At 69.7% G+C, this 12494-nt stretch carries 12 protein-coding genes and 1 tRNA gene; 6 read left to right on the top strand and 7 right to left on the bottom strand.

Translation table 11 applies throughout. The features are described 5' to 3' along the window. Window positions 1–16: 16 nt before the first annotated feature. From prmC to hemA, 3 genes are all read right to left on the bottom strand, one after another. Window positions 17–868: a peptide chain release factor N(5)-glutamine methyltransferase gene (prmC, locus tag ALA01S_RS13020; protein ID WP_066336995.1), complete on the bottom strand. Its 852-nt coding sequence runs from the start codon at window positions 866–868 to the stop codon at window positions 17–19. Further along, entirely contained in the window at window positions 865–1953 is a 1089-nt protein-coding gene (gene prfA, locus ALA01S_RS13015) for a peptide chain release factor 1 (protein ID WP_066336994.1), read from the bottom strand. The genes prmC and prfA overlap by 4 nt, the downstream gene beginning before the upstream one ends. A gap of 62 nt (window positions 1954–2015) precedes the next feature. Continuing rightward, entirely contained in the window at window positions 2016–3317 is a 1302-nt protein-coding gene (gene hemA / locus ALA01S_RS13010) for a glutamyl-tRNA reductase (protein WP_066336991.1), read from the bottom strand. 119 nt (window positions 3318–3436) lie between these two features. On the opposite strand from hemA, the gene ALA01S_RS13005 reads away from it, so the two are divergent. Both ALA01S_RS13005 and ALA01S_RS13000 read left to right on the top strand, forming a co-directional pair. Continuing rightward, window positions 3437–3721, top strand: coding sequence for a hypothetical protein (locus tag ALA01S_RS13005; protein WP_066336988.1), 285 nt, complete (start codon window positions 3437–3439; stop codon window positions 3719–3721). A gap of 167 nt (window positions 3722–3888) precedes the next feature. Then, complete coding sequence (locus ALA01S_RS13000; protein ID WP_066337057.1) at window positions 3889–4104, top strand: hypothetical protein; 216 nt, start codon at window positions 3889–3891, stop codon at window positions 4102–4104. Window positions 4105–4166: 62 nt separating this feature from the next. On the opposite strand, the gene miaB is transcribed toward ALA01S_RS13000, so the two are convergent. From miaB to ALA01S_RS12985, 3 genes are all read right to left on the bottom strand, one after another. Then, window positions 4167–5513 (bottom strand): tRNA (N6-isopentenyl adenosine(37)-C2)-methylthiotransferase MiaB, encoded by a 1347-nt coding sequence (miaB, locus tag ALA01S_RS12995; RefSeq protein WP_066336979.1) that lies wholly within the window; start codon window positions 5511–5513, stop codon window positions 4167–4169. Between the two features lie 165 nt (window positions 5514–5678). Next, entirely contained in the window at window positions 5679–7535 is a 1857-nt protein-coding gene (gene pabB / locus ALA01S_RS12990; RefSeq protein WP_066336978.1) for an aminodeoxychorismate synthase component I, read from the bottom strand. A 97-nt stretch (window positions 7536–7632) separates the two neighbouring features. Further along, a tRNA-Met gene (locus tag ALA01S_RS12985) sits at window positions 7633–7709 on the bottom strand. Between the two features lie 74 nt (window positions 7710–7783). Between ALA01S_RS12985 and ftsY the strand changes: the two genes are divergently transcribed. Beyond that, window positions 7784–8938, top strand: a complete 1155-nt coding sequence (ftsY, locus tag ALA01S_RS12980) for a signal recognition particle-docking protein FtsY (protein ID WP_066336977.1) — start codon at window positions 7784–7786, stop codon at window positions 8936–8938. Between the two features lie 97 nt (window positions 8939–9035). Here the strand turns inward: ftsY and ffh are convergent, their stop codons facing one another. After that, window positions 9036–10415, bottom strand: coding sequence for a signal recognition particle protein (ffh, locus tag ALA01S_RS12975; RefSeq protein WP_066336976.1), 1380 nt, complete (start codon window positions 10413–10415; stop codon window positions 9036–9038). A gap of 59 nt (window positions 10416–10474) precedes the next feature. Between ffh and ALA01S_RS12970 the strand changes: the two genes are divergently transcribed. From ALA01S_RS12970 to ampD, 3 genes are all read left to right on the top strand, one after another. Continuing rightward, window positions 10475–11305 carry a cytochrome C assembly family protein gene (locus tag ALA01S_RS12970; RefSeq protein WP_066336974.1) on the top strand — a complete coding sequence of 277 codons (831 nt, stop codon included), beginning with the start codon at window positions 10475–10477 and terminating at the stop codon, window positions 11303–11305. Between the two features lie 96 nt (window positions 11306–11401). Beyond that, window positions 11402–11638: a PP0621 family protein gene (locus ALA01S_RS12965; RefSeq protein WP_066336971.1), complete on the top strand. Its 237-nt coding sequence runs from the start codon at window positions 11402–11404 to the stop codon at window positions 11636–11638. Continuing rightward, entirely contained in the window at window positions 11635–12237 is a 603-nt protein-coding gene (gene ampD, locus ALA01S_RS12960; protein ID WP_066336968.1) for a 1,6-anhydro-N-acetylmuramyl-L-alanine amidase AmpD, read from the top strand. Before ALA01S_RS12965 ends, ampD begins: the two co-directional genes overlap by 4 nt. Window positions 12238–12494: the final 257 nt, after the last annotated feature.

Genomic DNA, 12494 nt, shown 5'->3' with positions numbered 1-12494 from the left:
TGGGTTGCCGCCGGCTTCAGCCCGGCCAGCGGCCGCCCGTGCAGCGCTCGTGGCCGGCGAGGTCGCGCCGCGTCGTGATGTCGGTGAAACCGTGCGACTGCAAGACCTGCCGCGCCGTGGCGCCCTGGTCGAAGCCATGCTCCAGCAGCAGCCAGGCACCGCGTTCCAGGTGCTCGCGGCTGCCCTGCACGATGCAATGAATGGCCTGCATCCCGTCCGGCCCGGGCGTGAGGGCCTGCAACGGCTCGTGGCGCAGTTGGGCCAGGTGGGGGTCGTCGCCGTCGATGTAGGGCGGGTTGCTCAGGGCCAGGTGCAGCTTGGGCGGCGTGAAGGCACTCCACCAGTCGGACAGGGTGAATCCCACCTCCAGGCCCAGCCGCTGCGCGTTGCCCTGAGCCACACCCAGGGCGGCGGCGCTGGCATCCAGGGCGCGCATGCGCACGCGCGGCGCCGCGTGCTTGACGGCCAGTGCGATGGCGCCGCTGCCCGTGCCCAGGTCCAGCACCTGCGGCGCGGGCAGTGCCGCCAGCTCGGTGCTCAGCAGCTCCAGCGCCCAATCCACCAGCGTTTCCGTGTCCGGGCGCGGATCCAGCACGTCCGGCGTGACCCGCAGCATCAGGCCGTGGAACTCGTGCTGGCCCAGCAGGTAGGCCATGGGCACGCCGTCGGCGCGGCGTGTCAGGTCGGCGTCCACCGCCTGGTGCTGCGCCGGGGTGAGTGCCGCGTCGTCATGCGCCAGCAGCCAGCTGCGCGGGCGCGACAGGTGGTGCGACAGCAGCAGCTGGGCATCCAGCCGGTCCAGCCCAAGCGCCTTGGCACGGGCCAGGGCCTCGCGCACCGTGACGGTGGTGTCTTGAGGGGGCGTCATGCCAGGCCGCTGCTCTCAAGCGCCGCGAGCTGCTCGGCCGCGCGTGCGGCCTGCAGCGCGGCGAGGACGTCGTCCAGGTCACCGTCCATCACTGCGCCCAACTTGTAGAGCGTGAGGTTGATGCGGTGGTCGGTGAGCCGGCCCTGCGGGAAGTTGTAGGTGCGTATGCGGTCGCTGCGGTCGCCGCTGCCTATGAGGCCCTTGCGCGTGGCCGCCTCCTTGGCGGCGCGCTCGCTCGTTTCCTTGTCGCGCAGCCGCGCGGCCAGCACGGCCAGCGCCTTGGCCTTGTTGCGGTGCTGGCTGCGGTCGTCCTGGCATTCGGCCACCAGACCCGTGGGCAGGTGCGTCACGCGCACGGCGCTGTCGGTCTTGTTGATGTGCTGGCCGCCGGCGCCGCTGGCGCGGAAGGTGTCTATGCGCAGCTCGGCCGGGTTGAGGGTGATCTCCTCGGCCTCGTCGGGTTCCGGCATCACGGCCACCGTGCAGGCGCTGGTGTGTATGCGGCCCTGGCTCTCGGTGGCCGGTACGCGCTGCACGCGGTGGCCGCCGCTCTCGAACCGCAGCCGGCCGTAGGCGGCATCGCCCTCGATGCGCAGCACGATTTCCTTGTAGCCGCCGAGCTCGGAATCGCTCTGGCTCAGGATCTCGGTGCGCCAGCCCTGGCGCTCGCAGTAGCGCAGGTACATGCGCGCGAGGTCGCCGGCAAAGAGGGCGGATTCGTCGCCGCCGGTGCCGGCGCGGATTTCCAGGAATGCGTTGCGCGCATCGTCCGGGTCGCGCGGCAGCAGTGCGGCCTGCAACTGCTGCTGCAGCCGCTGCAGGTCGGCTTCGGCGGCGGCGATCTCCTCGCGCGCCATGTCGGCCATGTCGGGGTCGTCCAGCAGCTCGCGCGCGGTGGCCAGGTCCTGCTCGCGCTGCTGGTACAGGCGAAAGTCCGCCACCACCTCGGCCACCTCGGACTGCTCGCGCGAGAGCGAGCGCCAGCGCTTGATGTCCGACATCAGTTGCGGATCGGCCAGCGTGGCGTCGAGCTCGGCCTGCCGCATGGACAGGCGTTCGAATTGTTGGCGCAGGGTGTCTTTCATGGGGCAAGCGTGTGCGCCGGGCACGCGGCAGCTCCGCGCACCCGGCGGCAGGGCAGGGGCCGCTAGCGGCCGCCGTCGGATTCGGGATTGCGGCTGGTCTGGCGCAGGAACAGGCGCGAGACGGTGTGCGCCACCTGCTCGCGCTGCGGGCCGTCGGCCGAGTGCAGCTCGGCGAAGGTGCCGTGCAGCAGCTTTTGCGTGAGGCCCCGGCTCAGGGCTTCGAGCACGGTGTCTATGTCTTCGCCGCGCGCCAGCAGCTTGCGCGCGCGGGCCAGCTCGGCCGTGCGCCAGCGGTCGGCCTGCTGGTTCAGGGCCTGGATGAGCGGAACGCTGCCGCGCTGGTCCAGCCAGTGGCTGAAGCTCTGCACGCCGGCGTCGATGATGGCCTCGGCCTGCTGCACGGCGGCCTGCCGCTTCTCGCCCGCGCTTTGAACGAGGGCGGAGAGGTCGTCCACGGTGTAGAGGTAGACGTCGGAGAGCTGGGCGATTTCCGGCTCGATGTCGCGCGGCACGGCCAGGTCGACCATGAACATGGGCCGATGCCGCCGCGCCTTGAGCGCGCGCTCGACGGCGCCCAGGCCGATGATGGGCAGCGTGCTGGCGGTGCAGGAGATGACGGCGTCGAACTCGTGCAGGCAGCTGGGCAGGTCGGCCAGGCGCAGCGCCTGCGCGCCAAAGCGGCCGGCGAGCTTCTCGCCGCGCTCCAGCGTGCGGTTGGCCACGGCCATGGCCTTGGGCTCGCGGGCGGCGAAGTGCGTGGCCACCAGCTCGATCATCTCGCCCGCGCCCACGAACAGCACCTTGATGTCGCGCAGGTCCTCGAAGAGCTGCGAGGCCAGCCGCACCGCGGCGGCGGCCATGCTGATGGAGTGGCTGCCGATCTCGGTGGAGGTGCGCACCTCCTTGGCCACCGAGAAGCTGCGCTGGAAGAGCTGATGCAGCGTCGTCCCCAGCGTGCCCGCGGTCTCGGCCTGACGCACGGCCTGCTTCATCTGGCCCAGGATCTGGGGCTCGCCCAGCACCATGGAGTCCAGCCCCGAGGCGACGCGGAAGGCGTGGCGCGCGGCCTCGCGGTTTTCCATCACGTAGGTGCAGGACTCCAGCTGCGTGCCCACGACGCCGCCCTGTTCGGCCAGCCAGTCCATGGCGGGCCTGACCAGCTCGCGCGCGCGGCCGGGCTCGGCGGCCACGTACAGCTCGGTGCGGTTGCAGGTGGAGACCAGTGCCGCTTCCGGCATGGCGCGCTGCAGCCGCTCGCGAAAACCGCGCAGGGCCGGCGAGAGCTGTTCGGCGCCGAAAGCAAACCGCCCGCGCAAGTCCAGCGGGGCGGTCTGGTAGTTCAGGCCGAGTGCAAAAACGCTCATGGTGGGAATTGTATGATCTGCGGTTTGGGCCGCTTTTCCGGCCGGTTATGGTCGCCGCAGTCCAGGCTGCCGTGCTTGACCAATATCAACCTCAAGAAGCGACACGAGGGAAGCGCGCCATGGGTCCGCTGGATGCGCTGTGGCATCTGCTCGATTTTTTCGCACCCGCGCTGGCCGTGGGTGTGTTGGGCTCGACGGCGGCCAAGCTGTGCTGGCGCCGCGAGCTGGCAACCGTTGCCTGGAAGCGGCTGGCACTGTGGGGCTGCGCCGCCGCGGCGCTGGCGCTGGTGGCCATGCTGGTGGTCAGCGGCCGCGACGGCCGCATGCTCAATTACGGCGTCATGCTGCTGAGTTGCGCGCTGGCACTGTGGTGGGCGGGTTTCTCCCGAGCGTCCCGTTTGTAGGAAAGCGACGCAAGCGGCGTCGGATCAACGCCTAGGCTCTCCCGAAAAAGCCGGACAAGCGGTATCGCCAAACGCCGGCACGCACGTTGCTTGGACTTGACTGTCCCGTGACAGTCCCATGGCTGCACAGTGAGATCGTCAAGCACCGAACAATGCAGGAGAAGGTCATGTCCCAGTTCCTTGCCGAGTCCGTCCAGGCCTACGAGATCCGCTTCCCTTCGCTGTTCCGCGAAGGCCATGCGCTGGCTTTTCCGTGTGACAGCCACGGCCACGTCAACATCGACGGGCTGAGTGAGCGGGCCCGCGGCAACTACCTCTACGCCCGCGCCATGGTGGGCCGCGAGTTCGCCACGCCGCGCGTGCAGCTCAGCGATCTGCACTGAGCCGCCGCGGCAAGGCGGCGTTCGCGGCCGCTGCGTCAGCACTTGGAGGTGCTGACGGCCTTTCAGGCCGCCGCGTCGTCGCCGCGCAGCACCATTTCGCCGCGCAGGGAGTGCGGCAGCGCCTGCGTGATGCGCACTTCCACCATCTGCCCCACCAGTCGCGGCTGGCCCTTGAAGTTGACGATGCGGTTGCACTCGGTGCGGCCCATGAGCTCGGCCGGGTCCTTGCGCGAGGGGCCTTCGACCAGGATGCGCTGCAACGTGCCGACGCGGCTGTCGCTGATGCGGCGCACGTTGCCCTCTATCAGCGCCTGCAATTGCTGCAGCCGCTTGAGCTTCACCTCCTGCGGCGTGTCGTCCTGCAGCGCCGCGGCCGGCGTGCCGGGGCGCGGCGAGAACACGAAGCTGAAGCTGGCGTCAAAGCCCACGTCCTCGATCAGCTTGAGCGTGCGCTCGAAATCGTCCTGCGTCTCGCCGGGGAAGCCGACGATGAAGTCGCTGGACAGGCTGATGTCCGGCCGCACCGCGCGCAGCTTGCGGATGGTGCTCTTGTATTCCAGCGCCGTGTAGCCGCGCTTCATGGCCATGAGCACGCGGTCGCTGCCGTGCTGCACCGGCAGGTGCAGGTGGCTCACCAGTTGCGGCACCTTGGCGTAGACGTCTATGAGCCGCTGCGTGAACTCGTTGGGGTGGCTGGTGGTGTAGCGGATGCGCTCTATGCCGGGAATCTCGGCCACGTACTCGATGAGCAGCGCGAAGTCGGCGATCTCCTCGCCGTCGCCCATCTTGCCGCGGTAGGCGTTGACGTTCTGGCCCAGCAGCGTCACTTCCTTGACGCCCTGGTCGGCCAGGCCCGCCACCTCGGTGAGCACGTCCTCGAAGGGGCGGCTCACTTCCTCGCCGCGGGTGTAGGGCACCACGCAATAGCTGCAGTACTTGGAGCAGCCTTCCATGATGGAGACGAAGGCCGAGGCGCCTTCCACGCGCGCGGGCGGCAGGTGGTCGAACTTCTCGATCTCGGGGAAGCTGATGTCCACCTGCGGGCGCTTTTGCTGCTGGCGCGCCTGGATCATCTGCGGCAGCCGGTGCAGGGTCTGCGGGCCGAACACCATGTCCACGTAGGGCGCGCGCTCGATGATGGCTGCCCCTTCCTGGCTGGCCACGCAGCCGCCCACGCCAATGAGCACGCCCTTTTGCTTGAGGTGCTTGACGCGGCCCAGGTCGGAGAAGACCTTTTCCTGCGCCTTCTCCCGCACCGAGCAGGTGTTGAAGAGGATGAGGTCGGCCTGCTCCACGTCGTCCGTGGGTTCGTAGCCTTCGACGGCCTGCAGCACGTCGGCCATCTTGTCCGAGTCGTACTCGTTCATCTGGCAGCCGAAGGTGCGGATGAAAACTTTCTTGGCGCTCATGAGGATCCTTCAGCGCAAGGCGCTGGCATGTGATCCGGATCCATGCGCGAGACGGCGGCTCGCCCCCTGGTCATCTCAAGGGAGGCGCCGGCACAGCGGGCATGGTGTAGATCCAGGGGCTGTGTGGGATGCGGGCCTGAGGGCCCGCGGGCGAAAGGCGAAATTTTAGTCGGCCGCCACCAGGCGGGCCGGCAGCAAGCCACGCAAGGCATTGCAGACGATCAAAAATTCAGCGCGCGCCAAATCCTCACGCCGCAGGCTGCGCTCGGCGGCGTCGAGCTGTCCCATCGCCACCTCGCGCATGACGCCCGGCAGCGCGCCGTCGCCCAAGGGCGGCGTCCACCAGCGGCCGTCGAGCTGGACGAAGACGTTGCTGCGCCCGCCTTCAATCAAATGGCCTTGCGGCGTGAAGAACAGCGTGTCGAAGGCGCCGGCCTGCTGCGCCGCACGCACGCCGGCGTCGTAGCGCGCGCGCAGCGTGGTCTTGTGGGCTGACAGCGGGGAGGGCGCCAGCGGCTCCCCGGCCAGCAGCAGGCCCGCGGGGCCGCCAGCCAGGGGCGCCAGCGGCGCCTGCGTCACGCCGAGCTGGCCGTCATGGCCCAGGGCCAGGCGCACGCGGTGCGGCACGTCGGCGGGCAAGGCGCAGAGCGCGGCATCGAGCCGGCGCCGCGCCGCCTGTTCGTCCAGCTTGAAACCCAAGGCCTGGGCGCTGCGGCACAGCCGCGCGAGGTGCCTGTCCAAATGCCTGAAGCCCTGCGGCTGCTGCGCGAACAGGGTTTCGAACAGCTCGAACTCGTGGCCCAGCCCGGTGGCAAAGCGGGCTTTGAGCCGGCACTCCTCGAATTCGGCGGCGGCGTCGCTGTCCAGCACGATGCCCGCGCCCACGCCCATGCGCACGGGACGCAGCCCGCCTTCGCCTTGCGGGCCCAGCACCAGCGTGCGTATGGCCACCGAACAGCAGAAGTCGCCGCAGGCGGCATCGCCGCGTGGCGCATCCAGCCAGCCTATGGCGCCGCAGTACAGGCCCCGCGGCGTGCTTTCCAGCCCGGCGATCAGCTCCATGGTGCGCAGCTTGGGCGCGCCGGTGATGGAGCCGCAGGGGAAGGTGGCGCGCAGCAGGGCGGGCAGGTCCAGCCCCGGCAGCGCGCGGGCCTCAATCGTGGACGTCATCTGCCACACCACGCCGTGCGGCTCCACGGTGAAGAGGGCGGGCACGCGCACCGAGCCGGTTTGGGCGATGCGGCCCAGGTCGTTGCGCAGCAGGTCCACGATCATCAGGTTCTCGGCGCGGTTCTTGGCGTCCTGCGCCAGCGCCAGCGCCGCGGTCGCGTCCGCCTGCGCGTCAGGCAGACGCGCGGACGTGCCCTTCATTGGGCGCGCCGTCAGCCGTCCCTGCTCGTGGCGCAGGAACAGCTCCGGCGAGCACGACAGCACGCTGGTGCCGTCCTCCAGTTGTATGAAGGCGCCGTAAGGCACGCTCTGGCGCTGGCGCAGCCGGCGGTACAGCCGCAGCGGCTCGCCGTAGGCTTCACCGGTGAGCCGGTAAGTGAAGTTGACCTGGTAACTCTCGCCGGCGCGTATGGCCTCGTGGATGCATGCGATGGCGGCGTCGAAGGCCTGGCGGTCCAGGCTGGGCTGCAGCGGCAGCAGCCCGGCGGTGGGCAGATCGGCTGCCAGGGCCGCGTCCTGCCCGGCCAGCCAGGCCTGCACCTCGTCGCCGCTCAAGCGGCGCAGCTCGCGGAACATCAGCAACCGCAGGCAGGAGGCGTCGCCGTGGGGCAATGCCTCCTGTCCGGCGTTCAGCAGCTTGGCGCCCCATTCGTAGTCCACCAGCAGCACGGCGTGCAGCCCGGCGCGCAGGTCGGACTGGGCCGCGGCGCACACGGCGTCCAGCGTGCGCGGGTCGGTGCAGCGGTGCTCGCGCACGAGATCGGCGTAGAGCCGGCTGCGCGGCGCCGCGTCCGACGCGGTGCAATCGTCGAGCAGTGCGAAAGATGAGAAAAACTTCATGGCGCTGAGCATGCCCGTTGCTGCATCTTTGCTTTGAACTCTCGCCTGTGCCCGCCGTTCGCCCAAAGCGAAAAGCCCTGCAGGCTTGTGGCCTGCAGGGCTTCGTGTTTGGTGGCGCTTCAGGGATTCGAACCCCGGACCTGCGGATTATGATTCCGTCGCTCTAACCGACTGAGCTAAAGCGCCTGCGAGACCGCCATTCTATCGATATTTTTAACTTCGACGCAAGCCCCTTAGCGAATTCATCAGACAATTTCTTCATGTTCAGCTTTTTCAAGAAGAAGGCGCCCCCGCCGCCGGCCGAGCCGCAGGTCATTCCTGAAGCTTCGCCCGCTGCCGCTGACGCGCCTGTCGTCCCGCCGGCCGCCGAGGCTCCGGCGGCGCGCAGCGGCTGGTTCGGTGGCCTGTTCGGCAAGTCCGAGGCCGAACCCGCCCCCATATCGGCGCCTGCGCCCGCGCCGGTCGAGCCCGCCGCCGAGCCGGAGATCATGGAAACCGCCGAGAAGCCCACCGCCCCGCGCGCGGGCTGGATGGAGCGTTTGAAGCTGGGCCTGCGCAAGACCGGCAGCGGCATCGCCCAGGTCTTCACCGGCACCAAGATCGACGAGGACTTGTACGAGCAGCTCGAAGAGGCGCTGCTCATGGCCGACGCCGGCGTCAAGGCCACCGAGTTCCTGCTCAAGGACCTCAAGCGCCGCGTCAAGGACGCCAAGGCCAGCGACCCCGCGGCCGTCAAGGCGCTGCTGGTGGACGCCATCGCCGAGCTGCTGGCGCCGCTGGAAAAGCCGCTGGCCATTGGCGAAGCGTCGCCCACGGTGGTCATGGTCGTGGGCGTCAACGGCGCGGGCAAGACCACCAGCATCGGCAAGCTCACCCGCCACCTGGCCGACGCCGAGCAGCGCGTGCTGCTGGCCGCGGCCGACACCTTCCGTGCCGCGGCGCGTGAGCAGCTCGCCGTGTGGGCCGGCCGCAACCGCGTGGAGATCGTGAGCCAGGAAGGCGGCGACCCGGCCGCCGTGACCTACGACGCCGTGGTGGCCGGCCGCGCACGCGGCTGCGACGTGGTGATCGCCGACACCGCGGGCCGGCTGCCCACGCAGCTGCACCTGATGGAAGAGCTCAAGAAGATCCGCCGCGTCATCGCCAAGGCCCAGGCCGACGCGCCGCACGAGGTGCTGCTGGTGGTGGACGGCAACACCGGCCAGAACGCCCTGGCCCAAGTGAAAGCCTTCGACGAGGCGCTGCAGCTCACGGGCCTGGTGGTCACCAAGCTCGACGGCACCGCCAAGGGCGGCGTGCTGGCCGCCATCGCGCGCGAGCGCCCCGTGCCGGTGTACTTCATCGGCGTGGGCGAAAAGCTGGAAGACCTGGAAACCTTCAACGCCCGCGAGTTCGCGCAGGCGCTGCTGGGCTGACGCGGCCGCTGCGGCAACAGGGAACAGTCACATAGAGAAGAGGGCGGGTGCCTCGCGGCGCCCGCCCTCTTTGTCTTGTGCCTTCGCGTGACGCGCGTCAGCCGCCCATGCCCGGCGGCAGCATGCCCTTGAGGCCCTTCATGCCGCCCATGCGCTTCATCATCTTCATGAGGCCGCCGCCCTTCATCTTCTTCATCATGCCCTGCATCTGCTCGAACTGGTTGAGCAGCTTGTTCACCTCGTGCACCTGCACGCCCGCGCCCGCGGCGATGCGGCGCTTGCGGCTGGCCTTGATGAGCTCGGGCTTGCGCCGCTCCAGCGCCGTCATGGAATTGATGATGCCTTCCATGCGCCGCACGTCGCGCTCGGCGCGGTCCATGTCGGCCTGGCCGGCCTTGGCGGCGATCTGGGCCGGCAGCTTGTCCATCAGCCCGGACAGGCCGCCCATCTTCTTCATCTGGCTGATTTGGGCCAGGAAGTCGTTGAGGTCAAAACCGTCGCCGCTCTTGACCTTGGCGGCGAGCTTCTGCGCCGCATCCAGGTCCACGCCCTTCTGGACTTCCTCGACCAGGGCCACGATGTCGCCCATGCCCAGCACGCGCCCGGCGTGGCGCTCGGCATCGAACACCTCCAGCCCGTCGATCTTCTCGGACACGCCGGCGAACTTGATGGGCGCGCCCGTGACCTGGCGCACCGACAGCGCCGCGCCGCCGCGGGAGTCGCCGTCCAGCTTGGTCAGCACGATGCCGGTGAGCGGCAGCGCCTCCTTGAAGGCGCGCGCGGTGTTGATGGCGTCCTGGCCCTGCATGGCGTCCACCACGAACAGCGTCTCCACCGGCTTGAGCGTGGCGTGCAGGTCGCGGATCTCGGCCATCAGCGCTTCGTCGATGGCCAGGCGGCCGGCCGTGTCCACCAGCAGCACGTCGAAGTAGTGGCGCCGCGCGTGGTCCAGCGCCGCCAGCGCGATGTCGCGCGGCTGCTGGTTGGGCGCGGAGGGGAACCACTCGGCGCCGGCCTGCTTGGTCACCGTCTTGAGCTGCTCGATGGCGGCGGGGCGGTAGACGTCGGCCGAGACGGTGAGCACCTTCTTGCGGCGGCGCTCTATGAGGTGCTTGGCCAGCTTGGCGGTGGTGGTCGTCTTGCCCGCGCCTTGCAGGCCCGCCATCAGGATCACCGCCGGCGGCTGCGCGGCGAGGTTGATGTCGGCCACGCCCTCGCCCATGGTCGCGGCGAGCTCCTTGTTGACGATGCCCACCAGCGCCTGGCCGGGGTTGAGCGAGCCCACCACCTCCTGGCCCAGCGCCTTCTCTTTGACGCGGGCGATGAAGTCGCGGACGACGGGCAGCGCCACGTCGGCTTCGAGCAGTGCCATGCGCACCTCGCGCAACATGTCCTGCACGTTGCTCTCGGTGATGCGGGCTTGGCCGCGCATGGTCTTGACCAGGCGTGACAGACGGTCGGTAAGGGCAGAGGCCATGGCGGGGAGGGCGGCTGTAGCGCGCCGGGAGGCGCTGGCCGCGAAAGTACACTGTTCGGATGATTTTATCGTCCGGCCCTGCCGCGGCTTCCGTCGCATGGCCTTGGCTGCCCGCGTTGGGCGCCGTGGTGGCCTACCTCATCGCCCTGATGCCTGCGCCCGATGGCCGCCGGCTGCACACGGCTGCGCTGCAGTTGGGCTGGGTGCTGCACGGTGTGGCGCTGGCGCTGGAGATAGGCGCCGTGGGCCGCGAGCCGCCGGGCGTGCGCTTCGGGTTCGGCCCGGCGCTGTCGCTGACGGTGTGGTTCGTGCTCGCCGTGCACGCGGTGGAAAGCCGCCTCTTCTCGCTGCCGGGCGTGCGGCGCCAGCTCGCCACGGTGGGTGCGCCGGTGGTGCTGCTGGCCGCGGCCTTTCCCGGCGAGATACGCCTGGACGAAAGCGGCTCGGCCTGGATGCCGCTGCACTGGATGCTGGGCATCGCCTCCTATGGCCTTTTCGGCGCCGCGGTGCTGCACGCCATGCTGCTGGACCGCGCCGAGCGGCAGATGCGCCTGAAACTCATCCCGCCGCAGGGCGGTGGCGGCCCGTTCGGTCTGCCGCTGCTGCGGCTGGAGCGGCTGACCTTCCGCTTCGTCGAGGCTGGCTTCGTGGTGCTCAGCGCCGCGCTGCTGCTGGGCGCCTGGCTCAGCCCGCATTGGCGCTGGGACCACAAGACGGTGTTCTCGCTGCTGGGTTGGGCCACGTTCGCCCTGCTCATCGGCGGACGGCTGGCCTGGGGCTGGCGCGGACGGCGCGCCACCCGCTGGCTTTATGCGGGCGCTGCACTGCTGCTGCTGGCCTACATCGGCTCGCGCTTCGTGATGGAGGTGGTGCTGCACCGCACCGTGTGACGCCGTCGCCCTGCCGCAGCCCCGCGCCGCCGTTCCCGCCATGAACACACCGTCCGCCCCGCGCCTGCGCCCGGCCCTCGCCGCGAGGTCCGCACCATGCTGAAGTTCCTGCTGCTGATTGCCGTGGTCTTCGTGGTGCTGTGGGCCATGCGCCGCGCGTCCTTGCCGCCGCCGCCTGCGCCGCCGCGCCGCAACAGCCCGCCGCGGCTGGAAGCCATGGTGCGCTGCAGCCACTGCGGGCTGCACCTGCCGCGCAGCGAAGCGGTGCTGGACGAGCAGGGCCGGGTGTTCTGCAGCGTCCCGCACCGCATCGCCGGTCCGCGCACGTCATGAGCGCCTGGGTGCCGCCGCCCGCGGACGGCGCGGCCTGGGAGCAGGGCTGGTACGCGGCGGCGCGGCGCTGCCCGTCGCCCAACTTCGGCCCGCGCCCCGCGGGCGTGAGCATCGACCTGGCGGTCATCCACTCCATCAGCCTGCCGCCTGGCGTCTATGGCGGCGACGCCATAGAGCGCCTTTTCACCAACCGGCTGGACTGGGACGCCCATCCCTATTTCCAGCAGATACGCGGCCTGGAAGTGTCCGCGCACTTCCTGCTGCGCCGCGGCGGCGAGCTGCTGCAGTTCGTCTCCTGCGATGCGCGCGCCTGGCATGCGGGCCGCTCCGCCTGGCGTGGCCGCGACAACTGCAACGACTACTCCATAGGCATAGAGCTTGAAGGGCTGGAGGGCGAGCACTTCACCGCCGTGCAGTACCGCTGCCTCGCCCGCCTGCTTTGGGCGCTGGCGGCACGCTATCCCTTGAGCGAAGCCACGGGCCACGAAGACGTCGCGCCCGGCCGCAAGCACGACCCCGGCGCCGGCTTCAGTTGGCCGCTGCTGGAGCGCCTGAGCGGCTGGCAGGCACAAGGGCATTCGCTGCGCAGGCCCGCCTGAATCCCTGTCCGAATTCGGTTTCTCGCGCAACCTCCCGCGTCCGCTGCGGCGGTTCTCGCGCGCCCACTGCAAGCCGGATGCCGTTTTGGGCAAGCCATCACGCAAGCGTGGCAATTTGGTGACTTTGGCTTTTCCGACACTAGATGTAGTGGTCTAATACGCCTCTGCACCCCACAGGTAGTGTCCGCTATCCACCAGCGGCCCACCGGTTATCCACAAGTTTTTGCACACGCCCCGGCTCGCAGGCCCTTGATGCC

The organism is Azohydromonas lata NBRC 102462 (assembly GCF_001571085.1).
Lineage (GTDB): Bacteria > Pseudomonadota > Gammaproteobacteria > Burkholderiales > Burkholderiaceae_C > Azohydromonas > Azohydromonas lata.
Note: the sequence above shows the minus strand (reverse complement) of the source record. Positions and strands in the feature narration are given on the sequence as shown.